Origin of the sequence: Kribbella sp. NBC_00359 (assembly GCF_036097425.1) — a bacterium.
In the GTDB taxonomy this organism is placed as follows: Bacteria; Actinomycetota; Actinomycetes; order Propionibacteriales; family Kribbellaceae; genus Kribbella.
In genome coordinates this window covers 7,226,297-7,252,406 of record NZ_CP107975.1, presented here as the reverse complement: position 1 = coordinate 7,252,406, position 26,110 = coordinate 7,226,297, and the positions used below count along the sequence as shown (strand labels likewise).

The 26,110-nt window shown below is 68.8% G+C and carries 23 protein-coding genes; 12 read left to right on the top strand and 11 right to left on the bottom strand.

The features are described 5' to 3' along the window. Nucleotides 1–55: 55 nt before the first annotated feature. The 4 genes from OG876_RS35250 to OG876_RS35235 all read left to right on the top strand — a co-directional run bounded on the left by OG876_RS35250 (nucleotide 56) and on the right by OG876_RS35235 (nucleotide 3,281). Nucleotides 56–1,249 carry a PucR family transcriptional regulator gene (locus OG876_RS35250; RefSeq protein ID WP_328521028.1) on the top strand — a complete coding sequence of 398 codons (1,194 nt, stop codon included), beginning with the start codon at nucleotides 56–58 and terminating at the stop codon, nucleotides 1,247–1,249. A 120-nt stretch (nucleotides 1,250–1,369) separates the two neighbouring features. After that, the gene (locus OG876_RS35245) at nucleotides 1,370–1,540 is read left to right on the top strand and encodes a hypothetical protein (RefSeq protein ID WP_328521027.1); all 171 of its coding nucleotides are present in this window, start codon (nucleotides 1,370–1,372) and stop codon (nucleotides 1,538–1,540) included. A gap of 117 nt (nucleotides 1,541–1,657) precedes the next feature. Further along, nucleotides 1,658–2,704: a helix-turn-helix domain-containing protein gene (locus tag OG876_RS35240; RefSeq protein WP_328521026.1), complete on the top strand. Its 1,047-nt coding sequence runs from the start codon at nucleotides 1,658–1,660 to the stop codon at nucleotides 2,702–2,704. 22 nt (nucleotides 2,705–2,726) lie between these two features. Further along, nucleotides 2,727–3,281 (top strand): HdeD family acid-resistance protein, encoded by a 555-nt coding sequence (locus tag OG876_RS35235; protein WP_328521025.1) that lies wholly within the window; start codon nucleotides 2,727–2,729, stop codon nucleotides 3,279–3,281. 67 nt (nucleotides 3,282–3,348) lie between these two features. On the opposite strand, the gene OG876_RS35230 is transcribed toward OG876_RS35235, so the two are convergent. Next, nucleotides 3,349–3,999, bottom strand: coding sequence for a BON domain-containing protein (locus tag OG876_RS35230; protein ID WP_328521024.1), 651 nt, complete (start codon nucleotides 3,997–3,999; stop codon nucleotides 3,349–3,351). A 159-nt stretch (nucleotides 4,000–4,158) separates the two neighbouring features. Here OG876_RS35230 and OG876_RS35225 point away from each other — a divergent pair, with 159 nt between their 5' ends. Both OG876_RS35225 and OG876_RS35220 read left to right on the top strand, forming a co-directional pair. Beyond that, a complete protein-coding gene (locus OG876_RS35225) occupies nucleotides 4,159–4,782 on the top strand; it encodes a response regulator transcription factor (protein ID WP_328521023.1) in 624 nt (207 codons plus the stop codon). Nucleotides 4,783–4,800: 18 nt separating this feature from the next. After that, a complete protein-coding gene (locus tag OG876_RS35220) occupies nucleotides 4,801–5,397 on the top strand; it encodes a sensor histidine kinase (RefSeq protein ID WP_328521022.1) in 597 nt (198 codons plus the stop codon). Here OG876_RS35220 and OG876_RS35215 read toward each other — a convergent pair whose 3' ends face one another. The 4 genes from OG876_RS35215 to OG876_RS35200 are packed head-to-tail and all read right to left on the bottom strand — an operon-like array spanning nucleotide 5,398 to nucleotide 10,556. Continuing rightward, nucleotides 5,398–6,570, bottom strand: a complete 1,173-nt coding sequence (locus tag OG876_RS35215) for an acyl-CoA dehydrogenase family protein (RefSeq protein ID WP_328521021.1) — start codon at nucleotides 6,568–6,570, stop codon at nucleotides 5,398–5,400. It lies immediately after the preceding gene. Beyond that, nucleotides 6,567–7,358, bottom strand: a complete 792-nt coding sequence (phaZ, locus tag OG876_RS35210) for a poly(3-hydroxyalkanoate) depolymerase (RefSeq protein ID WP_328526996.1) — start codon at nucleotides 7,356–7,358, stop codon at nucleotides 6,567–6,569. The genes OG876_RS35215 and phaZ overlap by 4 nt, the downstream gene beginning before the upstream one ends. 7 nt (nucleotides 7,359–7,365) lie before the next feature. Further along, nucleotides 7,366–9,054 (bottom strand): PHA/PHB synthase family protein, encoded by a 1,689-nt coding sequence (locus OG876_RS35205; RefSeq protein ID WP_328521020.1) that lies wholly within the window; start codon nucleotides 9,052–9,054, stop codon nucleotides 7,366–7,368. After that, on the bottom strand, nucleotides 9,051–10,556 hold the full coding sequence (locus OG876_RS35200; RefSeq protein ID WP_328521019.1) for a long-chain-fatty-acid--CoA ligase: 1,506 nt from the start codon (nucleotides 10,554–10,556) through the stop codon (nucleotides 9,051–9,053). Before OG876_RS35200 ends, OG876_RS35205 begins: the two co-directional genes overlap by 4 nt. 131 nt (nucleotides 10,557–10,687) lie before the next feature. On the opposite strand from OG876_RS35200, the gene OG876_RS35195 reads away from it, so the two are divergent. Continuing rightward, nucleotides 10,688–11,860, top strand: a complete 1,173-nt coding sequence (locus OG876_RS35195) for a PucR family transcriptional regulator (protein WP_328521018.1) — start codon at nucleotides 10,688–10,690, stop codon at nucleotides 11,858–11,860. Here the strand turns inward: OG876_RS35195 and OG876_RS35190 are convergent. From OG876_RS35190 to OG876_RS35170, 5 genes are all read right to left on the bottom strand, one after another. Continuing rightward, entirely contained in the window at nucleotides 11,857–14,172 is a 2,316-nt protein-coding gene (locus tag OG876_RS35190) for a glycoside hydrolase family 95 protein (RefSeq protein WP_328521017.1), read from the bottom strand. The two genes, OG876_RS35195 and OG876_RS35190, sit on opposite strands and share 4 nt — an antisense overlap. Nucleotides 14,173–14,179: 7 nt before the next feature. Beyond that, the gene (locus tag OG876_RS35185; RefSeq protein ID WP_328521016.1) at nucleotides 14,180–15,538 is read right to left on the bottom strand and encodes an ABC transporter substrate-binding protein; all 1,359 of its coding nucleotides are present in this window, start codon (nucleotides 15,536–15,538) and stop codon (nucleotides 14,180–14,182) included. Between the two features lie 38 nt (nucleotides 15,539–15,576). Then, nucleotides 15,577–16,515 (bottom strand): carbohydrate ABC transporter permease, encoded by a 939-nt coding sequence (locus tag OG876_RS35180; RefSeq protein ID WP_328521015.1) that lies wholly within the window; start codon nucleotides 16,513–16,515, stop codon nucleotides 15,577–15,579. A 10-nt stretch (nucleotides 16,516–16,525) separates the two neighbouring features. After that, complete coding sequence (locus OG876_RS35175) at nucleotides 16,526–17,449, bottom strand: carbohydrate ABC transporter permease (protein WP_328521014.1); 924 nt, start codon at nucleotides 17,447–17,449, stop codon at nucleotides 16,526–16,528. Nucleotides 17,450–17,610: 161 nt separating this feature from the next. Then, nucleotides 17,611–18,543, bottom strand: coding sequence for a LysR family transcriptional regulator (locus tag OG876_RS35170; protein ID WP_328521013.1), 933 nt, complete (start codon nucleotides 18,541–18,543; stop codon nucleotides 17,611–17,613). 180 nt (nucleotides 18,544–18,723) lie between these two features. On the opposite strand from OG876_RS35170, the gene OG876_RS35165 reads away from it, so the two are divergent. From OG876_RS35165 to OG876_RS35155, 3 genes are read left to right on the top strand one after another with little or no spacing between them, the layout of a single operon-like run. After that, entirely contained in the window at nucleotides 18,724–19,926 is a 1,203-nt protein-coding gene (locus tag OG876_RS35165) for a mandelate racemase/muconate lactonizing enzyme family protein (RefSeq protein WP_328521012.1), read from the top strand. Beyond that, nucleotides 19,919–20,908 (top strand): aldo/keto reductase, encoded by a 990-nt coding sequence (locus tag OG876_RS35160; RefSeq protein WP_328521011.1) that lies wholly within the window; start codon nucleotides 19,919–19,921, stop codon nucleotides 20,906–20,908. The genes OG876_RS35165 and OG876_RS35160 overlap by 8 nt, the downstream gene beginning before the upstream one ends. Before the next feature lie 3 nt (nucleotides 20,909–20,911). Further along, the gene (locus tag OG876_RS35155; RefSeq protein WP_328521010.1) at nucleotides 20,912–21,775 is read left to right on the top strand and encodes an amidohydrolase family protein; all 864 of its coding nucleotides are present in this window, start codon (nucleotides 20,912–20,914) and stop codon (nucleotides 21,773–21,775) included. On the opposite strand, the gene OG876_RS35150 is transcribed toward OG876_RS35155, so the two are convergent. After that, nucleotides 21,758–24,352 carry a LuxR C-terminal-related transcriptional regulator gene (locus tag OG876_RS35150; RefSeq protein WP_328521009.1) on the bottom strand — a complete coding sequence of 865 codons (2,595 nt, stop codon included), beginning with the start codon at nucleotides 24,350–24,352 and terminating at the stop codon, nucleotides 21,758–21,760. The two genes, OG876_RS35155 and OG876_RS35150, sit on opposite strands and share 18 nt — an antisense overlap. 109 nt (nucleotides 24,353–24,461) lie before the next feature. Here OG876_RS35150 and OG876_RS35145 point away from each other — a divergent pair, with 109 nt between their 5' ends. Together OG876_RS35145 and OG876_RS35140 are read left to right on the top strand one after the other, a co-directional pair. Next, nucleotides 24,462–25,433 carry an MBL fold metallo-hydrolase gene (locus OG876_RS35145; protein ID WP_328521008.1) on the top strand — a complete coding sequence of 324 codons (972 nt, stop codon included), beginning with the start codon at nucleotides 24,462–24,464 and terminating at the stop codon, nucleotides 25,431–25,433. Next, nucleotides 25,430–26,110, top strand: a complete 681-nt coding sequence (locus OG876_RS35140) for an SDR family NAD(P)-dependent oxidoreductase (RefSeq protein ID WP_328521007.1) — start codon at nucleotides 25,430–25,432, stop codon at nucleotides 26,108–26,110. Before OG876_RS35145 ends, OG876_RS35140 begins: the two co-directional genes overlap by 4 nt.

The window sequence follows — 26,110 nt, the reverse complement described above, 5'->3', positions numbered from 1 at the left end:
ACAGTGTTCGGCGCCGCCAGCAGTGGTGGGAAACATTCGGACCTACCATCAGCAGATGGACATCGGGAACGACGACGCGGATCTCGATCGCCAGATCGCCGTCCTGGCCACGGCCTTGCTGGACCGGATCGGCGAGCTCGCCGAGTCGATGGCGGAGTGGATCCAGAAGGAGGTCACGTCGTACGTCGACACCGGTCTGGTCCCGTACGCCGATCTCCGCGAGGACTGCCGTGCGCAGCTGCAGTCGGTCCTGCCCGCGCTGTGCGGACCTGCGGCCGCGGACGTCTCCTACGCGCGGCAGAGCGGCCGGCACCGTGTCGACGCGGGTGTGCCGCTGGCCAAGGCGATGGACGCCTACCGGGTCGGCGGCAGGTTCATCTGGGAGGCCATGGTCGCCGAGGCGCGGGAGACGCGTGCGCTGAGCAGCGACGCACTGGTTCGGGCCGCGTCCAGGATCTGGCTGATCCTCGACGACTTCACGGACGCGATGGCAGACGCTTACCGGGACGCGGTGGCCGACCGGATCGTCGCCCAGGAGCACGAACGCTCCGCTCTGGTGGGGGCGCTCCTGGAGGGCCGGATCACTGAGAACGAGACCCTCTGGGAGGCCGCCGAGATCCTGCGGATCTCCCACCGGGGACCGTTCGTCGTGGTCGCCGCGGAGGTGCCGGAGGTCGGCCGGCAGGCCTTCCCCGACATGGAGGTGCGGCTGCGGTCAGTTGGTCTGGCGTCGGCGTGGCGACTGCAGGCGGACCTCCAGGTGGGCATCGTCGTGCTGCCGGTGAGCGGCCGCAGGGTTCAACTGGTCGCCACGCTGACCAAGCACGCCGAACACCGCGTCGGCGTCAGTCCGCAGTACCCCACACTGGACGGGACGCGCGAGGCGCTGCGCTTCGCGAAGTTCGCGATTCTCGGCACCGCACCCGGCGCCAAGGTCACCCTCTTCGACGACTCGCCGCTCGCGGTGACCGCGGCGAGTACGCCCGAGGTGATGGCCCGGATCGTCGGCTCCACCCTGGGCCCACTGGATGCTGCGGCCGACCGTGAGGTTCTGCTGGACACGCTGGAAGCCTGGCGCGACTGCGGCGGATCGACCGCGGAGGCGGCCAAGCAGCTGTTCGTCCACCCCAACACGGTCCGCCAACGACTGCGACGGATCGCCGAGCTGACCGGCCGTACCCTGACCGCACCTCGCGACGTCGCGCAACTCTGCCTGGCCCTCGAGGCCACCCGGCGGCAGCCACACTGAGTCCAAGTGCGCGCAAAACGCAGAGAAGTGGCGCGTTCGGCGCAGATCAGGACGGCCGGTGCACTCCTACCGTTTCGGCACAGGCATGACCCACATGCCCACCCGAGAAGGAAGTGCGCGATGAAGGCGATGCTCGAACACCTGATCAAGCTGGCCGACCGGCGGCAGGAGCCGGCGGCGACCCCGGAGAAGAAGGCCGCCGGACCTCTGATCCGGAAGGCCGTTCCCGCCGCGTTGATCTGTTTCGTGGCAGTCGCCGGAATCCACCGGCACCGCGCTCGGCGGGGGTGACGGTCGGCCCAATTGGGTCATCGTTGCGTCGGATTGCCGATGTCTGGGCCGTCCGCGGCCTCCTAGCGTCGTCCATGTCGAGCGCAGGACGCTCGCGCTGACCGCCAGGAGGCTGCCATGGCTCACTCGTTGCCATCCGACCGGAACAGCTCGTTGCCCGAGTTGTTCGACACCGCGACCATGCCGCCGGGCGACCGGCTCCGGCTGCTGCGGGATGCGATCGGCAGCGCCGCGGTGCCGGTCGAGGTCCTGCACCACGTCGGTCCGGACGAGGTGTCCGCGCGAGGTACTGGTGGCAGGCTGGGCCGGCTGTCGATCCTGACGATCACGACGACGCCGTTGACCGTGCGGCGTACGGTACGGCTGGCCCGGGCGGATCCGGAGCCGAGCATCATCGTCGAGCTGCAGCTGGCGGGCCGGCGATCGGTCGTCCAGTACAACCGGCGAACGGTGCTGTCGCCGGGCGATCTCATCCTGCTCGACGCTCGCCGGCCGTACCTGTCGACCAGCCAGGACGGGAACCACCAGCATTCCGTGCGGGTGCCGAGGGCGGATCTGGCACTGACCGATCACGCCCTCGCCCGCGTCGCCGGGTTGCGCCTCGGCCCGCGCAATCCGGTCGCGAACCTCGCGGCGGCGTACCTGACCCGGCTGGTCGGTGATCAGCGGCTCGCGGCCGAGGCCGATCTGGACGTCTTCGAGGCGCCGACGATCGAGCTGATCCGGGCTGTCGTCGCCACGCAGCTCGGCGCGGGCGTGCTGGCCAGCGAACCGCTGGAGAACACGCTCGCGCTGCGGATCATGGAGTTCACCCGGCAGCATCTCACCGATCCGGACCTGAGCGCGGCGAAGATCGCCGCCGCCCAGAACATCTCGGTCCGGCATCTCTACACGACGCTGTCGCGGTCCGGCATCGTTCTGGGGGAATGGATCCGGGTACGTCGGCTGGAGGGGTGCCGGCGTGAGCTCGCCAGGAGCGCGATGGCGGGTCGGACGATCTCCGCCATCGCGCATGCCTGGGGCTTCGGCGACGCGACCCACTTCAGTCGCACCTTCCGCGAGGCGTTCGGCATGTCGCCGCGCGAATGGCGTGCGCTGCACCAGAACAAGCAGCGCGCCTACGCACTCACCACTACCCCGATCGACGCCGACGTCGCGTCGTGACCAATCACCAAGGAGGCAGTTGATGTTCAAATCTGTGTCGTCGTCATTGCTCTGGCGAGGCCTGCTGGCCGTCGCGATCGGCGTGGTGTCCGTCGCCTGGCCGGATGTCACCGTCGGCGCGGTCGTGATTCTCTTCGCGATCTACGCCTTCATCGCGGGAGCCACGGATGGAGCCCGCGCGTTCGCCGGCCGCAGCGCCGGTCCCGTGATCGGCTACCTGTTGCTCGCACTGCTCGACGTGGTCGCCGGCATCGCGGCCCTGGCGTGGCCCGGCATCACGGCGCTCGTGCTGACGATCTGGATCGCCGTGTGGGCGTTCGTCTCGGGCGTCATCGAGGTCACGATGGCGTTCCGGCAGGGCGAAGAGGCGGGGGAGCGGGCGATGTGGGCTCTCACCGGACTCGTCTCGATCGCACTCGGCGTCGTCCTGGCGATCCGGCCCGACATCGGCGCGGTCAGCCTGGCCACCGTGTTCGGCCTGTTCAGCATCGTCTACGGCATCTCCACGCTGGTGCTGTCGGCGCAGCTCCGGAAGGCGGGATCGGCTCCCCAGAATCTGGCCGAATCCGTCGGCTGACACACCCACGACTGAAGCCGGCTCCAGGTGGTTGCCCACCGGGAGCCGGCTTCAGTCTCTTCGCGGATCAGTACGAGACGACCAGCCGGTCGTTCACGGTGGTGACGCCCGGGGCGGCCCAGGCCGCTGCGAGCGCCGCGTCGTGCTCGGACCAGGACCGAACGCTCCCGGTGAGCGTCACCGTGCCGGCCGAGGCTGCCACCGCGAGACTGTCGGCGTCGATCTTGGCGTCCCGTTTGAACGCCTTCTGGATGTCATCCGAGACCTCGCCGGCGGTGTGGGCGTCACCGCCGACGATGATCTCGTTGTCGACGCCGGTCACACCGAGAACGTTGCCTGCGACAAACGTCGCCTCGTCCCGCTGGTACTGCCAGTCGACCGCGCCGGACAAGGTGACGTACCCGTCCTGGATCTTGGCGTCGACCGTGGTGGGGATCAGCGAGTCGAGCAGCATCGCCTGCAGCACATCGCCGCGCAGGTCGGCGTCGGCGCGCCGGCTCTTGGTGAGAATGCGTACCGACAGCTCGTTGTCGACGTACACGACTCCGTGGACGCGTTCCGCGGCCTTCTTGGCATCGCGCTTCTGCCGGAAGCTGCCGACGGTGCCGCGCAACGTGATCGTTCCGTCGTCCGCGGATACCGCGATCTCCTCGCTGTCCACCTTCGGGTCCCAGAACAGTTCGTCCTTGACGTTCAGGGCCACTGCTTCGTCAGTCATTTCTCCTCCTGAGGATTCGGTTCGGGTACTGACGATCTGCACGCTAGCCACGGCTCCGGCGTACGACTGTGTTCTCCGTGCACGGAGCCTTGCCAGGCGTGCAGGGTTGCCGAATCTCCTTAGTTCCTTGCTGATTCCGGCCCTAGGCTCGGTTGTGTGATGAGGATTCTGATCGTCGACGACCACGGTTTGGTCCGTGCCGGGCTTCGGGCGCGGCTGGCGGGGGAGGCTGACATCGTGCCGGTCGGCGAGGCGGGGAACGCGGCCGATGCGGTGGCACTTGCACAACGGCTTCAGCCTGATCTCGTCCTGCTGGACGTCGTGCTGCCGAGAACGAACGGCTGTGACGCCATTGCACCGCTCAGACGTGTCGCGGCCGGCACGAAGATTCTGATGATGTCAGCTCAGGCGTCCGCGAGCACCGTACGGCGTGCTCTGCTGGCCGGTGCGTCCGGGTACATCTCGAAGGGCTCGTCGGACCAAGCGTTGATCGGTGCGATGCGCCGGATCTGTGCCGGCGAGACCTATGTCGAACCGTCGCTCGGCGCGAGGCTGGTCGTGGGCGATCAGGTCGCCGCGCTCGAACCCCTGTCCGAGCGTGAGTGCGAAATCCTCTACCAGTTGGCGCTCGGCTACACCAACCAGGAGATCGCACGGAGTCTGTTCATCTCGGTGCGGACCGTGGACACGCACCGCGCGCACATCATGCGCAAACTCCGGCTCGGCACTCGCGCCGAGCTGGTCATGTTCGCCCTGTCCCACGGCCTGATCGGCCAGTCCTAGAGTTCGAGGAGTCCACGGATGAAGTACCGACGGATCGCCGAAGAGTTGGCGGAACACGTTGCGCGCCTCGCACGCAGGACCGAGGCGCTCGAGGACGCGTCCGCCATGGTCGCCCACGACGTGAAGTCGATCCTGAGGTCCGCGATCGACGCCGACGAGCCACGCGAGGCCATGCAGCGCGCCCTCGACCTCGTCGACTCGATCCTCGACGCGGCACGTGCCGATCAAGCCGACCGGAGTCACGCGCCCGTCGCCGATTGCCTGCGACAGGCTGCCGCGGATCTCGACCACCTGCCCGCCGAGGTCGTCGCCAACGTGACCAGCGACTTCCCGCTGCCACCCGCCGCTCTCCGCCTGATCCTCCGCAACCTGCTCGGGAACGCGGTCGCCGCCGGCGCACAACGCATCCACATCCAGGCTCGCAGGGTCGGCGATCGCAGCGTGCTCACCGTCGAGAATGACGGCGCCGCGCCAGGGGCGACGGGCCGCTACGCCACCGGCGCCCAACTCGGTCTCGCCCTCTGCCGCCGCCTGGTAGCCAGATGCGGCGGGGCCCTCGAACTCAAGCCAGGCCTGGCAAACGGCGCTCGCGTGGAGATCGTCTTGAGCCAGTAGTCAGAGGAAGGCGGAGTGGCCGGTGATGGATTTGCCGACGATGAGGGTGTTCATTTCGCGGGTGCCTTCGTAGGAGTAGATGGCTTCGGCGTCGGCGACGTAGCGGCCGACGTTGTGTTCGAGGAGGATGCCGTTGCCGCCGAGGAGTTCGCGGGCGTAGCCGACGGTTTCGCGCATGCGGACGGTGCAGAAGGCCTTGGCGAGTGACGCGTGTTCGTCGAACGCGAGGCCGGCGTCCTGGAGTTGGGAGAGGCGCGCGCACAAGGTGGCGGAAGCTGTGGTGTTGGCGAGCATGCGGACGAGCAGGTCCTGGACGAGTTGGAACGACGCGATCGGCCGGCCGAACTGCTCGCGTTCTCCCGCGTAGGCAAGGGCATGACGGTAGGCGCCACGGGCACAGCCGACGGCCATCCAGGCGACGCCGGCGCGGGTCATCAGCAGAACCTTGGCGGTGTCGCGGAAGGACTCCGCACCGGCCAGGCGGTTCGCTTCCGGGACCCGTACGCCGTCCAGGGTGATGAGCGCGTTCTGTACGACGCGCAACGCCATCTTGTCCTCGAGTTTCGTGGTGGCGAACCCGGGTGTGTCCTTCTCGACCACGAAACCCTTCACCTGACCGTCCTCGACGTCACGAGCCCAGATCACAGTGAGATCGGCGAAGGTCGCGTTGCCGATCCACTTCTTCTGGCCGTCCAGGACCCACGTGTCGCCTTCGCGCCGGGCGGTGGTCTGCAGCCCGCGCGAGGCGCCGGACCCGACCTCGGGCTCGGTCAGGCCGAAGGCGCCGATCTTGTCCAGCCGGGCCATCGCCGGCAACCAGCGTTCCTTCTGCTCCTCGGAGCCGCACAGGTAGATCGATCCCATCGAGAGCCCGCTGTGTACGCCGAAGAACGTGGCGATCGACGGGTCCGCCGTACTGAGCTCCATCGCGATCAGCCCGTCGAGCAGGAAGCTGCGGCCCGGGCAGCCGTACCCGGTGTACGGCGTACCGACGATGCCCAGGTCGCGCAGCGTCGGGATCAGTTCGAACGGGAACGCGGCCCGGTTCCAGTAGTCGTTGATGATCGGCGTCACCTGCTTGTCGCCGAAGTCGCGGACGGCGCGCAGCAGCTCGCGGTCATGGTTGTCCAGCAGCAGCTCGAGGCCGTAGAAGTCGATCGGGTCGGTGGTCATGCGTCCCCCTCAGCGGACAGGAATCGGGTGATGACGGGCACCAGCGCGGGTGCCTCGGTGACGAGCTCGACGTGCCCGCCGCGGTAGATGTGCAGTTCGGCGTGCGGGATCAGACGGGCCAGGATCCGGCCGTTGACGACCGGGATGATCGGGTCGTCGTCGCCGGTCAGCACCAGCGTCGGCTGCCGGATCAGGCCGAGGAACGGCAAGCTGGTCCAGACGGCGCCGGCCGCGAGCTGGTAGAGGTAGCCGCGCAGCGATCCGGCCCGCACCTGGTTCTGGAACACCTCCCGGATGTCACCGGCGTGCTCCCGGGCGCTTCCGCCGTAGATGGCGCCGGCGATTCCGGCGGCGTACTCGGGATCGCCGAAGCGTCGCGGCGTGAGCATCCGCAGCAGGGTCGTCGGCCTCCCGGGCACCATCAGGGCGCCGGTGCCCGTGCTCACCAGCACCAGTCGTCGGACACGCCGCCGGTGCTGGGCGGCGAGCTGCTGCGCGAGCGCGCCACCCCACGACAGTCCCAGTACGTCGACCTGATCGAAGCCGAGCTGTTTCAGCATTCGCTCGACCATCCAGGCGAGCCGGGGGATGCCGTCCGGCAGCAATCCGGCCCGCGAGCCGCCGACGCCGGGGACGTCGAACCGGATCACCGTCCGGTCCAGCGCGTCGACCACCGGCTGCAGTACCTCGAAGCCGGCCCCGATCCCGCAGCACAGCAGCAGCGGCGTCTGTCGCGGGTCGCCCAGACGTACGTCGTACCGGATCCGTCTTCCGGCGGCGGTCAGCATCTCCACCTCAGGCCTCTCGGACGTAACTGCCGGGCGCGGCTTCGAGCGGGTCCAACCCGCCGCCGCCGAGGTCCTCCGGCGCGGCCTTCAACCGGCCGCTGCGCCTGCCCAGCCAGTCGGCGTAGTCGGGCCACCAGGAGCCCTGCTCTGTCGTTGCCGTACGCAACCACTCGTCGGGGTCCGGCGGGTTGGTCTCGTTGATCTGGTACGTCGCCTTCGGGTTGCCGGGCGGGTTCACCATCGAGGCGATGTGCCCGGCCGTGGACAACACGAACCGGGTCTCGCCGCCAAGCAGCTGACTACTGCGATAGCACGCCTGCCACGGGCAGATGTGGTCGGCGATCCCGGCGATCACGTACGACGGGGTGCCGACCTTGCCGAGGTCGACCGCGGACCCGAGCATGGTCGCCTTCCCTGGCTGAGTCAGCGCGTTGGTCATCGCCAGCTCGACGAAACCACGATGCAGTGCGGCGGTCATCCGGGTGGTGTCGGCGTTCCAGAACAGGACGTCGAAGGCAGCCGGTGGTCGTCCCTGCAGGTAGTTGTTGACCCAGTAGCTCCAGATCAGATCGGTCGGCCGCAGCCAGGCGAAGACCTCGGCAAGCGCCCGGCCGTCCAGGTACCCCTTGGCCGCCGATGAAGCTACGGCCGCCGCGGCCACGCGCTCGTCCAAGGCAGCCGACGCGAAGCCGGCGTGGGTCTGGTCGAGCACTGAGACCGCGAGGGTGAAGCCGGCGACGCGGTCGAGTTCACCGCGATCGGCGAGGTGTGCGAGCACCATCGAGGCCAGGATGCCGCCGGAGCAGGTCGCGAACAGATGGGTGCTGTCGGTGCGGCAGATCCGCTGGACGGCGTCCATCGCGTCGAGGATCGCCTGGCCGTAGGTGTCGAGGTCCCAGTCGCGATGCCGGGCGTCCGGGTTCCGCCAGGAGATCGTGAACACCTGCTGGCCTTGCGCGACGAAGTACTCGACCATGCTTCGGCCCGGTGCCAGGTCGACGACGTAGTACTTGTTGATCACCGGTGGCACGATCAGCAGCGGCACGGTGCGGACCTTCGGGGTCTGCGGGGTGTACTGGATCAGCTCCAGGATCTCGTTGCGGAACACGACCGCGCCGGATGTCGCAGCGACCGTCGTACCGACTTCGAACGCCGTCGGCTCGACCATGCTCGGCACCCGGGGCGCGGTGGCCAGGTCGCGGACCAGGTTGCGGGCGCCGGCGACCGAGCTCAGCCCGGCGGTGTCGATCAGCGCCTTCCAGGCCACCGGGTTCACCAGCGGGTTGTTGCTCGGGGCAAGTGCTTCGACGACGTTGTCGACGACGAAGCCCATCCGTTGCCTGTCCCGCCACTCCAGGTGTGCGTCCGCGGTCAGCGCGCCGGCGGTCTCGGCCGCGGCCAGGTAGGCCTGGACGATTCGTCGCAGTACCGGGTTGTGCGTCCAAGCCGGATCCGAGAAACGGCGGTCGCGGCGGGACGGCGCCCGGTCGGAGTGACCGATCGCGATCCGGCCGAGTTCGCCGGCCAGGTCCACGGCGCGGCCGGCGACCGTGCGCGGCCGGGCGGCCAGTCCGGTCGTCATCCGGGCCCAGGAGGCGTTCGGCATCAGCCGGCGCATCGGGCCGATGGCGGCGCTGGTCAATAGCAGGTCGAGCGGCGCGGCGAGTGCGTCGGCGCGAGCGTCGTGGGTGGTCATCGGAGCACACCCTCCGGGACGACGACGTCGCGGCGCTGGATCTTGCCGGTCGGTCCCTTCGGCAGATTGTCGACAATCCACACCGCGCGCGGATACTTGTACGCCGCGATCCGGGTCTTGACGAAGTCGCGCAACTCGTCGGGCGTCGCCGTCGTACCGGGCTTGAGGGCGACGGCCGCGCCGATCTCCTCGCCGAGGGATGCGTGCGGGATGCCGACCACGGCCGCCTCGGCGACCGCCGGGTGCTCGTAGAGAACCTCCTCGACCTCGCGGGGGTAGACGTTGTAACCGCCGCGGATGAGCAGGTCCTTCTTGCGGTCGACGATGAAGAAGTAGCCGTCCTCGTCCTGCCGCGCCATGTCCCCGGTGCTCAGCCACCCGTCGGCGTCGATCGTCTCCGCGGTGGCGTCGGGTTTGTTCCAGTAGCTCTTCATCACGTTGTGGCCGCCGATCTGGATCTCGCCGATCTCGCCCGGTGGGACCGGCCGGCGCGCGTCGTCCACGACCCGCATCCGCACGCCCTCGATCGGCGTACCGATCGAGCCGGGCTTGCGGGTCGCGTCCGGATGGTTGAAGGACGCGACCGGCGACGTCTCGGACAGCCCGTAGCCCTCCAGGATGATGCAGCCGAACGCCTCCTCGAAAGCGCGCAGCACCTCGACCGGAAGGGCCGCTCCGCCGGACACGCAGGTGCGCAGCGTGCTCACGTCGTACTCCTCGCGCCCGGGGACGCCGAGCATGGCGGCGTACATCGTGGGCACGCCCTCGTACACGGTGACGCCGTCGCGGGCGATCACCTCCAGCGCCTTCGCCGGGGCGTAGCGCGGGATCAGGGTCAGGGTCGCGCCGTTGGCGATCGCGGTGTTGAGGCCGCAGGTGAGCCCGAAGACGTGGAACAGCGGCAGGCAGCCCATCAACACGTCCTCCGGGCCGATCCGGAACAGTGTCCGGGCGCTGACCGCCTGGTTGGCGTTCAGGCCGGCGTGGGTCAGTTCGGCGCCCTTCGGCCGGCCGGTGGTGCCGGAGGTGTAGAGGATCACCGCCGTGTCGGAACCGTCCTTGCTGACCGGGTCGGGCGCCGGTTGGCGGGTCGAGATCAGCGTGCGGAACTCACCCGGTGCCACCGGCACGTGCTCGGTGCCCGCGGCCTTGGATCCGGCTTCGGCCTCGGCGGCCACCTCGTGCCAGGCGAACAGCACCTTGGCACCGGAGTCGGTGAGGTAGTAGTCGACCTCACGCCGCTTCAGCAGCGGATTCATCGGTACCGCGATACCGCCGGCCCGGAGGATGCCGTAGAACACGATCGCGAACTCGGGGATGTTCGGCAGCATCAGGCCGACCCGGTCACCGGACTGCACGCCGTACTCGCGGAGCAGGCTGACGACGCGGGATGCCGCGTCGTCGAGGTCGGCGTAGCGCAGGACGTCGTCGTCCAGCCGGATCGCGGGGTGGTCCGGGTACATGGCCGCGGACTCGGTGAGGTTCAGGCTGAGATTCGTCATGGCGTCGCTCCGGGGTTCGGGGATTGACTCCACGATCGGTCCGGCGCCGGTCCGCGTCGATGGCCGGCCGGCCAACGTGGCGGGCGCACGAGTGTCCCCGTGAACAACGTCCCGGGGCTTATGCTCCGAAGGTGAGCACGGAGCGCGCCGGCCCGGAGATCGAGGATCTCGTCGGCCGGCTCCGGGTCCGGGCCGACGAGTTGGTCGAGGCGATGGCGGCCCAGATCGAGAGCGAGATCGACTTCTACCGCACCGGGGGACTCGTACCGCCGGCCGCGTTGCGGGCGTCCTGCCGGGCCAACTTCGACTTCATGCTCGAGTCACTGGTCGGCGAACGCTCCGACCCGGTGTCCGCCCGCGAGACCGGGCGGCTGCGGGCGGAGCAGGGCGCGCCGCTGGCCGACGTGATGGCGGCGTACCGGGTCGGCACGCGGTATCTGTGGGACGCGGTGCTCGCCGCGGCCGCTTCGGCCCGGGTCACCGACCAGGTCCTGGTGCGCGCATCGAGCCGGCTGTGGCAGATGCAGTCGTCCTACACCGATGCCATGACGGACGCCTACCGCGACGTGCAGTCCCGTCGCATGCTGGAGCAGGACCAGCAGCGCTCGGCCTTGGTCGAAGCGTTGCTCGAGGGCCGCGTGAGTGGTGGCGGCACGCTGTGGGAGGCGGCCGAGCTGTTGCGGTTGCCGCACAAGGGTCCGTTCGTGGTCGTGGCCGCGGAGGTGCCCGAGGTGGGCCGTCAGGCGTTGCCCGCGGCGGAGGAGCGGCTGCGGTCTGTTGGTCTTGCGTCCGCCTGGCGGCTGCTGCCCGAGCTGCAGATCGGTGTGGTGGGCGTGCGGCCTGGGCGTCTCGCCGTACTGATCGACCTGCTGCGTCAGTCCGCGACCGGTCGCGTCGGCGTCAGTCCGCCGTACGACGAGCTCGACGGGACCGGGCAGGCGGTGCGGTTCGCGCGGGTCGCCCTGGCCGGTTCGACGGCGGACGCCCCGGTGGCGCTGTTCGACGAGTCACCGTTGACGATGGCGGCGGTCGCGGCGCCGGACGTGATGCAGTACTTCGTCCGGAAGGTGCTCGGCGGACTCGACGACCTTCCGCCCGACGACCGCGAGGTGCTGCTCGAGACCTTGGCGGTCTGGTCGACGCATCACGGTTCCGCCACCGAGGCCGGCGAGCGCCTTTACTGTCACCCGAACACGGTCCGGCATCGCCTGCGCCGGATCGAGGAGCGCACCGGGCGCTCGCTCAACGATCCGCATTCGCTCGCCGAGCTCCTCCTCGCGCTCGAAGCATCCCGCCACGCCTAGCTCACGATGAGCGCCTCCTGCTCGGTGAAGGTCAGTTCGGTGCTGGTGTCGCCGTACCGGATGCGGTGCGTCGTTGTTCTGGATGGGTGGATTCGGGCGTGGTCGAGCCGGCCGTCCTTCCAGCTGATGTCGACCGTGAAGCCGCCACGGGCGCGGAGCCCGCGAACGGATCCGTTCTGCCAGGTTGTCGGGAGGGCGGGGAGCAATTCGATCTCCTGGCCGTCGGATTGGAGAAGCATCTCGGCGACGGCAGCGGAGCCGCCGGCATTGCCGTCGAACGAGTAGATGTTCTGCGCGGCACCGGCGACGCCGCCGACGGAGTAGCTCAACAGGTTCGCCTCGCTGGCGTCGGCGACCAGGTTGGTCAGATGGGCGAGCGCCTTGTCGCCTTGCAGTAGGCGGGCGTGGAAGACGGCGAAGTTCGCCTCGACCCATTCGGTCTGCTCCCAGCCGGCCGCACTCTGCCGCCGTTCGATCGTCACTTCGGCGGCGCGAGCCAGGTCCGGCGTCGTGCGGGGTGTGATCTGCCGCTCCGGGAAGAGCGCGCACAGATGGGACGTGTGCCGGTGGGCCGGATCCGCATCCTCGAAGTCGTGAAGCCATTCCTGCAGCTGGCCGTGCCGGCCGATCAGGTACGGCGACAGTCGGGCTCGAGCGGCCGTGATTCGCTCGCGCAGGTCCGGGTCGACGCCGAGCACCTCCGCGGCGGCCGCGCAGTCACGCAGGATCGCCTCCGCGAAGACCCGGTCGACGGTGTTGCCCATGGCAACTGAACACTTGCTGCCGTCGGGCGCGACGTACCAGTTCTCGGGGGACTCGGACGGTCCGGAGACGAGGAGGCCTTGGTCCTCGGTGAGGTAGGACAGCAGGAACTGCGCGGCGCCACGAAGGATCGGATAGGCCACGTCGCGCAGGAACTCGTCGTCACCGCCGTACTCGTAGTGCTCCCAGAGATGAGTGGCGAGCCAAGCGCCACCGGTGACGTTGAGGCCCCAGCCCAGGTCGGTGCCCGGAGCCGAGTAGCCCCAGGCGTTCGTCACGGTGTGAGCGACCCACCCGGGAGCGTCGTACATCTGGGTGGCGGTGGTCTGGCCGGTCTCGGCGAGGAGTTGGAGGAGGCGGAACAGGGGAGTGTGGCACTCGGCCAGGTTGGTGGGCTCGGCGGCCCAGTAGTTCTGCTGGGTGTTGATGTCGAGGTGGAAGTCGTTGCTCCACGACGCACTGCTGGCCAGGCCGTCGTTCCAGAGTCCCTGCAGGGCCAACGGCAGCGGGGAGTCGGCGCGGGATCCGGCGACGGTGAGGTAACGCCCGTACTGGAAGTACAAGGCGAGGAGGCCGTCGTCGCGCCCGCCGCGGGCGAGATCGTCGCGTCGGCGGTCGGTCGGCACCGGGTCGACCTCGGTGGCCGCGTCGAGGTCGAGCGAGACCCGCCGCATCAGGCCGGCGTGATCGTCGACGTGGGCGGCGCGGATGGCATCGAATCCGATTGCGGCGGCCGTCGCCGTCAACGTCTCGACCTGTCGCACCGGGTCCTCGCCGGCCCAGTCGGTGCCGACGGCCACGATCAGTACGGCGGAGTCGGCGCTGTCGACCTCGAACGCGTCGTCGGTTCGTCGTACGGTCCCACCGACAGCCTCGACGTTGACCCGGATCTCGACCGCCGTGCCCGTGCTGCCGTCGCTGTGCAGGGACTCGACGGCGCGACCGCTGAACGCGACGCCAGCCTCCGTACTGGTCGTCCTGCCGGGAATGACCGACCCGTCCAGGCCGACCGTGAAGCTGACCGCCCCAGGCCGATCAGCCTCGATGCGTACGGCGATGACGCGCTGCGGATGGGATGCGAGGACCTCCCGGGTGAACCGCGTCCCGCCCTGGTCGTAGGTGACTGCCACGATGCCCTGGTCGAGGTCGAGAGACCGACGGTAGCTTGTGGCTGGTCCGCGGTCGGCGAAGGTCAGGCGGACATGGGGAAGGGGCAGGTTCGTGCCGAACGACGCCCGCGTGCCCAGCAGGTGCTCACCCGCGAGCCGCTGCGCCTGGGCGTAGTCGCCCGCGAGGAGCAGCTTGCGGACGGCCGGTAGTTCCTGCCGGGCGGTCGGGCTCAGGTCGATGGTCGACTGCCCTCCGGACCAGGCGGTCGACTCGGAGAGATCAATCCGTTCCGTCGGCAGGCCGCCGTACACCATGCCACCCAAGCGGCCGTTGCCGATGGGCAGCGCCTCGAACCAGCGCTCGCCCGGCCGGTCGTACCAGAGGGTGCCGGCCGGGGTGACGGAGGGTCGCGGCCCGGTTGCGGGTGAAGCGATCAGCATGGGTCTCCTACTTGCCTTCCGCCAGCAGCGTCCGGCTCTGGTCCTGCATCTTCGGGAAGATGCTCTCGTCGGCCTTGTTCGTGAAATACGACTCGAACTGCGGCACCATCGCGTTGGTGAGTGCCGCGCCATTGTTGTACACCGGGCACGGAACGAGCTCGCCACTGGTCAGGTACTGGTTGAAGACCGAGAAGTCCGCGCCCTTCGCGGCCTGCTGGTCGGTCAGTGCCTTCATCGATGCCGCGATGGACGGGAAGAACGAGCCGTTGAATTTCGCGGCCGTCGTCTGGCACTCCTCGCTCTCCTGGTACTTGACCCACTTCCAGGTCTGGTCGGGATGCTTGCTGCCGGCCCAGAGGTTGTTGCCGTTCGCGTTGGTCATCAGGGCACGCTTGCCGGCGGCGCCGGCCGGGAGCGGAGCAGTACCGATCTTCGCGCCCTTCAACGCCGCGTAGGTAGCGGCCTCCCAGGTCCCGCCGACGACCATCGCGACCTTCCCGGACCCCAGTTGCTGGCTGTTGGCCGTGGTGAACTGGTTCAGCTTGGGGGTGTAGCCGTCGTTGGCGAGCGCCCGGACCATCTGGACCGACTTGACCACTTTCGGATCGTTGTAGTTGAAGACGGTCGCCCAGTTCTGCTGGTCCGGGATGTTGATCCCGTCGTTCGGGAGCAGCCAGCCCCAGGCATTCTGGCCGAACGGGTCGCCGGTCGACTCGATGTTGCCGAGCCCGTACGTCTGTACGGCGTTCGCGTTGAAGCCGGCCTGGTCGCCACGCTTGCCCGCTTTGTCGACGGTGAGGTGCTTGATCATCGGCCAGAGCGTGCCGCCGCCTTCGGACGTCCAGTTGAGGGCGGCAACGTCCTTCGCGGTGTAACCGGCCTTGGCCAGCACATCGGTGTTGTAGTAGAGGGCTCCGGTGGCCCAGTCCATCGGCAGGGCGTACTGCTTGCCGTCCTTGTACTTCCAGCCCTCCGTGCCGATGGCGTACTGGCCGAGGTCGAGCTTGTCCTTGGAGATGTAGTCGTCCAGGGGCAGCAGTTGTCCCTGACCGGCGTAGGACTGCAGGTAGGTCACGCTGTTCATGAACGCGTCGGGTGCGTCACCGGAGACGAATCCCGAGGTGAGCTTGGTGAAGTAGTCGCTGACGTTGTAGTTGGTGATCTTCACCTTGATGGTCGGATTGGCCTTCTCGAAGGCAGGGATGCACTGTTCGTAGGCGATCGCCTGGTCCGGGGACCAGGTCCACCAGTTGACCGTGGTCGTCTCTCCCGAGGCGCCGGAGTTGTCGCCTCCGGAGCAGCCGGTCAGTACTGTGAGCGCGGCTGCCAATGCGGCAGCAGAGCGGACGAGTCGTGTCCTGTTCACCGTGTCCCCTTTCGGAACGGCCGAGAGTGGGTGGCCGGCTACCGGAGTCCGGTGAAGCCGATCGAGTCGACGATGCGCCGGCCGAAGAGCATGAAGATGACGAGCATCGGGAAGGCCGCGACGAGGGCGGCCGCCATCAGGCCGGCGAAGTCCGGCTGGGTCTGCGGCGAGGCCTGCTGGAAGACGCCGAGGGCAACGGTCAGCGGCTTGACGTTCGAGTTGCCGGCCACCATCAGCGGCCAGAAGTAGTCGTTCCAGGCGTTGATGAAGGTCAGCAACGCCAGCGTGGTCAGCGGACCCTGACTCATCGGGACCGTGATCCGGAACAGCAGCCGGAACCGGCCGAGTCCGTCGATGAGCGCGGCGTCCTCGATCTCGGTCGGCAGTCCGAGCATGAACTGGCGCAGGAAGAAGATGCCGAACGCTGAGAACAGCGCCCCCGGCAGGATCAGGCCGGCGAAGGTGTTGGTGAGACCCAGGTCGTGGATCAGGACGAAGTTCGGGAGCAGCGTCATGATCCCCGGGATCATCAGCGCGCTCAGGAAGAGGCCGAAGACGAGGTCTCTGCCCCGCCAGTGCAGCCGGGCGAACGCGTACGCCGCGAGCAGCGAGGAGAACACCACGAGCACGGTCAGCGTGGTCGCGTAGATGACCGAGTTCCGCAGGTAGAGCCCGAGTTGGATGGTGGCGCCGGACCCGCCCTCGGCGACGGCCTGCTCGCGGGTCGCCAGCCCGAGGACGCGCTCGAACGGTCCGAGAGTGAGGTCGACCGGGAGCAGCGAGGACGGGTGGTCGATCAACGCGTAGTTGTTGGACAGCGCAGTACGGAGGATCCAGTAGAACGGGAAGATCGTGACGGCGAGGAAGAGGACGAGATAGACCCAGGCCACGGTCTTGCCGATGGGGGGTTTGCGGCGTTGCGGTGGCAGATCCGGCCGTGCCGGGGCGTGCGTCACCTGGGGGAGTGTGGTCGTCATGGTTGCGCCCTCAGTTCGTGTCGGACTCGTTGGCTCGCAGCAACCGCATCTGGACGAACGTGATGGCCAGCAGGAGGATGAACAGGGCCATCGACATCGTCAGCGCGTAGCCGAAGTCGAACTCGGCGAAGCCCTTGCTGTAGATGTAGAGCGGCAGCACGTTCGAGGCGTTGGCCGGCCCGCCCTTGGTGGTCACGGCGACCAGGTCGAACACCTGGAACGAGCCGATGACCGTCAGGACCGTCACCAGCGCGAGGATGGGACGCAGCAGCGGCAGCGTGAGGTGCGCGAACATCCGCGGCTCGCTCGCGCCGTCCAGCCGGCCGGCCTCGTAGATCTGCGCCGGAATCGTCTGCAGGCCGGCGAAGATCAGGATCGCGTTGTAGCCCATCGCCTTCCACACACCGATGCAGGCGAGCGTCGGGACGACCCAGCCCTGGGAGCCGAGGAAGAGGATGTCGTGCCCGGTGACCGCCTTGACGGCCACGTTGACGATGCCGAGTCCCGGATCGAGCATCCACTGCCAGACCAGCGCCGCGACGACGCCGGACACCAGGAACGGCAGCAGCACGAGCCCACGGACGACCGTCGACCGGGTCAGCCGGTGCATGATCACCGCGGTCGCCAGCGACACGGCCAGGCCGAGGACCACCGAGAGTACGACGTATTGCACGGTGACACCGAGCGATTTCCAGAAGACGTCGTCACCGAGAAGACGGCGATAATTGTCCAGACCGGTCCAGGTGGCCGGGGTCAGGATCCGGAATCTGGTGAAGCTCAGGTAAATGCCGCGCAGCACCGGACCGGCGGCGAAGACGATGAATCCCACGGCGGCCGGAAGAATGAGGACGACCGCGAGCCGCCAGTCCGACCGATGCGCGGGACCCCTGGTTTTTCGGAGATGTGACGGCGTGCCGGTGGCAAGTGTCACCACGGTGAGCTCCTTCGCGGAACAATTGCGGCGAGTCGTTTTCAGGAATGACCGCCGTGAATGCGGCTCGACTCGAAGGATTAACCTCACCGACATTCAGTCATGCGCGTGCTGTCCGGTGCAACGACGCATACCGGATGGGGAGTATTCGTCCGGCGAATAGGTCAGGCGGCCGGGATGGGCTGCGTCCCGGCCGGGCATTCCGCCGCGAGCACGAGGTCGACGAAGGCCTGGGCGGCCCGGCTGAGCGGTCGCTCGGAGGGCCACCACACGCCGACATCGCGGTAGAGCTGCGCACTGTCCACCTGGCGTACCTCCAGACCGTCCGTGCGCACCATCGCCGCGGCGAGGCCGTTGATCAGGCCGATGCCGTGCCCGGCTCGGACCATGGCCGCGAGCGTGGTCGGCTGGTGGGAGACGATGCCCCCGGCCGGCTCGATCCGGCTCGACTGCATCGCCGACCAGGCCTCGTAGCCCAGGCTGGGATCGCCGAGTGGATCGCCGATCGTGATCATCGGGTGCGCCGCCACGTCCTCGAGGCCGATCGCGTCCGCGGCGAGGATCGGATGGCCAGGTGGCGCCAGCACGACGAACGGCTCGCGCCAGAGGCCGCGGTGGATCCAGGCGTGGTCGGCCGGTTCCGGCCGGAGCGGACGGAGGGCGACCGCCGCGCGCCGGTCCGACAGCCACTCGTCGCTGATCTGGACGTCGCCGTCGAGGACGGCGATCTCGAGCAAGGGGTTGGCGGTCCGCAGCTGCTTCAGGATGCCGGGGAGGAACTCCGAGCTCCCGCTGGCGAAGCTCGCGATGGCCAGCTTCCCGGTGATCGATCCGGCCGTTGCGCGCAGGTCGGAGACCGTGTCGTCCACCTCGGTCACGATCAGCCGGGCCCGAGGGAGGAGCCGCCGGCCGTCGTCGGTCAGCGTCAGCGGACGCATGCGCCGTTCGATCAGCACACATCCCAGCGAACGCTCGAGGCTGGCGACGCGCGCCGACACCCGAGGCTGGGAAAGATGCATTCGGGCGGCCGCGCGGGCGAACCCGCCGGAATCGACCACTTCGAGCCAGGTGCGGAGCCAGGCCAGCTCGACATCCATGACCGGCTGTCTCCTTTCCGAACGACCTTGGTGATTCGGACGCTATCAGCCGGGCCGGATGCGATCGGCCATCGGTATTCGTCGTACGAAACCTCTGCATTCGTACTTCGGCGTTGTGGCGGACCAGACCGGCATGTCTGAATGGCGGTGCCGAATGACGTGCGAACAAAGGGGTGTGGAGTGGAGTTCAAGCTGCCGGATGACGCGCTGGGGCTGCTGTCGCCGGCGCAGACCGACCTGGTCCCGGGCGACGAGGGCAACGTCATCGTCTCGATCGAGACCTACGCGCTCGCCGTACCGCTGGTGCAGCCGCTGGCGGACTCGACCGCGGCGCTGAAGTCCTGGATCGTCCCGGTGGTGGAGATCCGTACGGCGGACGGCCGGGTCGGTACCGGGATCTCCGGAGTCCATTGCGGACCCGAGCTGCTCTGCCACGTCATCGACCAGTACTACGCACCCGCGCTGGTCGGCGCTTCGTCGGAGGACATCCTCGGCACCTGGAAACGGCTCTATTGGTTGCCGACGCACTGGATCGGCCGGGCCGGCGTCGTCCACATGGCTCTGTCGATGGTCGACATCGCCCTGTGGGATCTCGCCGCGCAGCGTGCCGGGGTACCGCTCTGGCGCCTGCTCGGTGGCTCGGCCGACCCGATCGAGACGTACAACACCGATGGCGGCTGGTTGAACCTGAGTGTCGCGGAGGTGGTCCGCGATCTCGGTTCGCTGATCGACCGCGGCTGGCGACGGGTGAAGATCAAGGTCGGCAAGGCCGACTGGCGTGAGGACGCGGCCCGGGTGCGCGCCGTACGGAAGGCGGTCGGATCGGACATCACAGTGATGGCCGACGCCAATCAACGGTGGGACCTCGCCACCGCCCAGCGGATCATGCCGGTTCTGGCCGAGGCCGAGCTGGACTGGATCGAGGAGCCCGTGCACGCCGACGATCTCGGCGCGCACCAGCGGCTGCAGGCGGTGGGGACGGTCGATGTCGCTGCGGGGGAGAGCCTGTACTCGTACCACGCGTTCGCCTGTTTCATGGCCGCGGACGCCCTCCGCGTGGTCCAGCCTGACGTAACCCGGCTCGGCGGTGTGACCGAGTGGTTGCGGGTCGCCCACCAGGCGGCGGGGCACAGTCTGCGGCTGGTCCCGCATGCCGGGGACATGATGCAGGTCCATCAGCACCTCGCCGGCGTCGTACTGAGCGAGAGCCCGGCGCTGCTGGAGTTCATCCCGTGGACACAAGACGTCTTCGAGGAGCGCAGCGTCGTGAACGAAGGGTTCGCCGAACGGCCGCAGACTCCGGGAGCGTCGACGGCTGTCCTCAAGCAGGCCAGGGAGAAGTGGCAGCTCAAGGGCGTCGGCCGGCGGACGTCGAATGACTGACCGGATGGGCAGCACCGGCCTGATCGTCCCGCGGATCGGGTTGGGGACCGCTGCCCTGGGCAACTTTCAGCAGGCGATCAGCGACGCGGACGCCGTGGCGGTGGTGGATCGCGCTCTGGCGTTGGGTGTCCGTTACCTCGACACTGCCCCGCTGTACGGGCATGGGCTCGCCGAGTCGAGGGTCGGGCAGGCGGTGGCGAAGGTGGCGCGGGACGAGCTCATCACCTCGACGAAGGTCGGCCGACTGCTGCGGGAGGACGCTCCGCGGGACGAGACGCAGTACCACGACGGTGTCCCGTTCTATCGGGATGTGCCGGCGGCGGGTCCGGTGTGGGACTTCAGCTATGACGGCGTTCGCCGGTCGGTCGAGGAGAGCCTGGAACGAACCGGGCTCGATCACTTCGACGTTCTCCTGCTGCATGACCCGGACCAGCATCTGGCCGCGGCCGCGTCCACCGGGTACGCCGCTCTCCGCGAGCTGCGGGAGGCCGGGTTGGTCCGCGCAATCGGCGCCGGGATGAACAACTCGGCTCCACTCGCCGAACTCGTTCGCTCGTGTGACTTGGATGTCGTTCTGCTCGCGGGTCGCTACACATTGCTGGATCAGTCCGCGCTGTCGGACCTGCTACCTGCGTGCGAGGCCCGGGGGACCTCGGTGGTGATCGGTGGTGTCTTCAACAGCGGGGTTCTCGTCGATCCGGCGCCGGGAGCGTCGTTCGACTACATCCCGGCCGCCGACTCGGTCCTCGCAAAGGCTGCGGCGATTCGGGAGGTTTGCCGGCGGTACGACGTACCCCTCGCTGCGGCGGCACTGCAGTTCCCGCTGGCGCATTCGCGGGTGTGCACGGTGCTGGTGGGGGCTCGGACGATCGACGAGCTCGAGATGGATCTGGCGCTGTTCGGCTGCGAGATCCCGGCCGGCCTGTGGGCTGATCTTCGAGCCGCGGGACTGCTCGATCCCGACGTACCGACACCGGAGTAGGCCATGCGAATCGACGCACATCAGCACTTCTGGGATCCGGCGCGGCACGAGTATCCGTGGATGGCCGGTGACGCGATGGATCCGGTCCGACGGGCGTTCACACCGGACGACCTCCGCCCCGTACTGCGTGCGGCGGACATCGACGGCACCATCCTGGTCCAGACCATCTCCAGCGTCGCCGAGACACGGGAGTTCCTGCAGTTGGCAGCCGCCAATGACTTCGTCGCCGGCGTCGTCGGCTGGGTCGACCTGACGTCGCCCGCGGTGCGCGACGACCTGGACGAGTTGCTCGACGGGCCGGGCGGGAGCCGGTTGGTCGGCATCCGCCATCAGGTGCACGACGAGGCTGACCCCGAGTGGCTGGGGAGGGACGACGTACGACGCGGTCTCGCCGCGGTTCTGCAGCGTGGGTTGTCGTACGACCTGCTCGTCCGGGCCCGCGAGCTACCTGCGGCAGTGGATGTCGTCCGGGCCTTTCCGGACCTTCGGTTCGTCCTTGACCACGGGGCGAAACCACGCATCGCGGCCGGCGCCGATCCGGAATGGACAGAGCGGATGCCTGGTCTCGCCGCGGCGCCGAACGTCGCCGTGAAGTTGTCGGGGATGGTCACCGAGGCGAACTGGAGCACCTGGACCGCGGCGGACCTCCGCCCCTTCGTCGAGCGCGTCGTGCACTGGTTCGGCCCAGACCGTCTGCTCTTCGGCTCCGACTGGCCGGTCTGCCTGCTCGTCGGCACGTACGACGAGATCCGCACCGCACTCGACGCCGCTCTCCCGACACTGAGCCCGTCCGATCGAGATCTCCTGTACGGCGGCAACGCGAAGCGCACGTATCGGCTCGAGGGCTGGTCACGCGCGGCCGACTGACAGCAGGCGCAGGTCCCGGCCACGCTGGACGGCCGAGGATCGGTCGCTGGCGCCCAGCTTGGTGTAGATGCGGCGGATGTGGGTGTTCACGGTGTTCAGCGACACCGACAGCTCCGTAGCGATCTCGGGCCTGGTCAGGTTGGTCGGCAGGTAGCGGAGCACGCGGAGCTCGGTGGGGCTGAGCTTCTCGACCGGCTCGGGAGGTGTAGTGCTGGTCGGGCTGTCGCCGTGGACGGCGTCGAGGATGTCGGTGATGAGTGCGGCGTGCGACGTACCGTGCGGTGGCAGGGCCGTCAGCAGCTCCCGGGCGCCGGTCATCGCGAAGGGGACGATCAGCCGGTCCGGTTCGGCCAGCTGCAGCGCGCGCTCCAGGGCCGCCCGTGCCGCGCGCTCGTCGCCCAGGTCGCGGCAGGCGAGCGCATCCAGGAGGTGAGCCTCGATCAGCGTGGCGTACGGGTTGATCGGGGCGGCGCGATCGAGGACGGGCCGGAGTTCGCGGCGAGCGCCGGCTGGATCGTGCTCGGCGAGGCGGACCACCGCGGCCGCGGTGCGGATCTCGCCGGCCGCTGCCAGTTGGTCGTCGACCGCGGCGAGGGTGGCGCGGGCCTGATCGATCTCCCCGAGACGGGCCTGGGTGGCGATCGTCCAGCCGGTGACTCGCGACGTCAAAGCGTGTTTCCCGGTGATGCGAGCGCGCATCTGCTCGGCGGCGCCGAGCTCGGCCAGTGCCTCGGGCAGCCGTCCCCGCGCCGCCCGGAGCATCGCAGTGATCAGATGGATGAGCAGGCGGACGCCTGGCTCCGCGCCGGCCTCGGTGGCACGCCTGGCACGCTCCAGCCATTCTTCGCCGCGGTCGAACTCGCCCGCCGAGATGAGGAGCCCGGCGAGTGTCGCCTGGGCCGGCGCGATCACCGGCTCGGCGTCCCAGCCGTGCAGCGCCGCCTGCGCGATGGCGTTCTCGCAATGCTGCCGGGCGAGGGCGTAGGACCGGCCAGTGACCGCGAAACCGAGGTGGGCGAGGCAGGCCACCTCCAGGTACGGCCGCCCGATGTCGTGGGCGAGAGCCGCGCCCTCCGACAGACTCTTCTCGCTCTCTGCCAGTCGCAGCGACCACGCCTGCGTGACGCCGAGATTCAGCAGCGCGATGGCCCGCAGATCGTTGCCCAGGGCCACTTCGGCGTTGGTCTGTCCGTAGGCCGTTGCCGGCAGCGCGTCCACCTGCTCGAAGACGCTGTCGAAATGACCGCGAAGCCGCGCCGACAGCAGGTCCAGGGATGCGAGGGCCAACCGCAGTTGGTGCTGCTGGTCCGGCGGCGTCGTCTCGGCGTACGCCCTGACCACGTCGAGGTGTGCGTCGGCCTGGTCGAGGTGGAGCTGGTCGAGATCGGCGATCGCGTACACCAGGGCCAGCCCGGGGAAGTCCTCGCCGATCCGGGCCGGGAAGGTGCGCAAGAGCACGGCCACCGTCCCGGCCTGACCGTCGAGGGTGAGGCTGAGGGCGTGGTCGGTCAGCAGGTGGGCGGCGTCGGTCCAGTCACCGGCGGCCTGCAGATGGTGGATGGCGTCAGCGGTGCCGCCGTGATCGGCGAACCACCGCGCGGCGATCCGGTGCAGCTCCGGGACGTCTCCGGGGACGGTACGGCGCAGTTCCAGCCGGAGCAGACCGCCGAACAGGTGGTGGTAGCGGAACCAGGAGCGCGCGGGGTCGAGTGACACGACGAACGCGTTGGCGTCCTCGAGATCCAGCAGGATCCGCTCCGATCCACCTGAGCCGGTGAGGAGGTCGGCCAGCTCGCCGTTGACCTGGTCGAGCAGGGAGGTCCGCAGCAGCAGACGTTGCACCTCTGGTGGCTGCCGGTCCAGCATCTCGGCCATCAGGTACTCGGCGACCGTGCGGTCACTGCCGGAGAACTCGGCCACGAACCGTTCCGGATCCGGGTGCCCGGCCAGCGACAGGACGGCCAGCCGCAGCCCGGCCGCCCAGCCTTCGGTCCGCTCGTACAGCGTGGTCACCGCCTGGTCGGGCAGCGTGATCCCGGCGGCGGTCAGCAGCTTGCGCGTCTCGTCCTCGGTGAACCGCAACTCCGCGGCGCGGATCTCGGCCAGCTCTCCCGCCAGCCGGAGTTGATGCAGGCGCAGCGGAAGGTCGCGGCGGGTGGCCACGATCGCGTGGATATCTGCGGGGAGGTTCGTCAACAGAACCGTGAGCTGGTCGGTGGCCTCGGCGGACGTCAGCTCGTGCAGGTCGTCGATGATCAGGACGACGGGCCCGCCGTACGCCGTGAGCTCGGACAGCACCTTGTCGACCATGGCCCGGCCGTTGAACCCAGGTGCCGGGGGCGGGGCCTCGGTGCCGCGGATCGCGCCCAGCAGGGTGAGCCAGAACAGTTGCGCGTCGTGCTGGCCGGGCTTGACCGACAGGAAGGCGATCCGGCGGTCCTGGCGCCGGCGGGCGGCCCACGCCTGGAGTAGCGACGTCTTCCCACTACCGGCGGGCGCGGAGATGACCGTGACGTGCTTGTCCACGGCTTGGTCCAGCGCGGCGATCAGGTCGCGACGGTCGATGAGCCCGTGCACCCGGTCAGCGTACTCGCGGAGATCACTGGAATCAGGTGACGACCTCTCACCAGCCCTCTGGCGAAGCTGAACCCGCCTTGATCGATGCGGAACGAAACAGAGGGTGATCATGAGTACGTCGAGTACACGCGAGAACGACCTACCGGACTACGTGCCGGTCCCCGAGGCGGCCTTCGGCCCGGCCCTGAACGACCAGGGGTATTTCGTCGGCCGCGTCGAGCGCAACTTGTTCTGGGTCACCGACGGCACCTACCAGTCGGCGTTCCTGGCGACGGCCGACGGTGTGGTCCTGTTCGACGCCCCGCCGACCATCGGCCACAACCTGCGCCGGGCCGTGGACGAGGTCGCGGCGGCCGAGGGCATCGGCAACACGGTGACGCATCTGGTCTATTCGCACCACCACGCCGACCACGCCGGTGCGGCGAACCTGTTCGGCGACGACGTCGTGCGCATCGGGCACGTGGAGAGCCGGAGGCTCCTGCTGCGCGACAACGACGCGACCCGGCCCGCGCCGGAGGTCACCTTCGAGGACACGTTCACGCTCGAGGTCGGCGGTGAGCGGGTCGAGCTGGCCTATCACGGGCCCAACCACTCGCCGGACAACATCTACATCCACTTCCCGGACCACGACACGCTCATGCTGGTCGACATCGTGAACGCGGGCTGGGTGCCCATCTACAACCTCAACCTGAGCGAGGACGCGCCCGGGTACATCGGCGCTCCGGCGCAGGCGATGGACTACCCGTGGAACCACTTCATCGGCGGTCACCTCGGCCGGCTGGGGACTCGCGACGACCTGGTCCTGCACCAGCAGTACATCGCCGACATCGTCGACAGCTCGTACGCCGCCCTGGCCTCGATCGACCCGACCCCCTACTTCGTCAAGTACGGCGCGAACGTCTGGGCCGGTGTGGGTGGCTATCTGGACGCCGTCACCGCTGAGGCGGCCGCGCCGGTCATCGCCAAGTACACGGGCGTCCTGGGGGCCGCCGACGTACCCGCCTTCACCACGAGCACGACCTTCAGCATCCTCCAGTCCATCCGCCTCGACCTCGGCACCGGATCGCAGGTGCACCCATGAGCGCGCGAGTGGCCATCGTGGTCGGCGCAGGTGGCGAACTCGGCCGGTCGACGGCACAGAAACTGGCAACCGCCGGGTTCACGGTGGTCGCCGTCGATCGCAACGCCGACGGCCTGAAGGAGTTGCCGGACGGCATCCGCTCCGAGGTCGGTGACGCGACCGACCCGGCCGTCGCCAAGGAGCTCGTCGACCGGATCGCCGCCGAGGTCGGTCCGCCCGAAGTACTGGTCAACACCCTCGGCACCTATGCCCTCGGTGACGCACTCGACGCGACACCGGAAGATCTGCGGCTCATGATCGACGTCAACGCAGGCGCTGCGCTGTGGCTGACCCAGGCTGTAGCGCCGTACATGAGAGACCGCGGTACGGGCGTCATCGTGCATGTGGCCGCCAAGCCCGGGCTGGAGCCGACCGCCGGGATGGCGGCGTACAGCGTGAGCAAGGCGGCGCTGGTCCATCTGACCCGCGTGCTCGATCTGGAGCTCCGTCCGCTCGGGATCCGGGTCAACGCCATCGCACCAGACATCCTCGACACGGCGAAGAACCGGCCGTACCTCAGTCCCGAGGCGCTGGCGCACGCGGTCGCACCGGACGCCGCCGCCGACTCCATCATCTTCCTCGTCAGTGACGCCGCGGCTCCGATCAGCGGTGTCGTCGTACCGACCTACGGCGCCTGA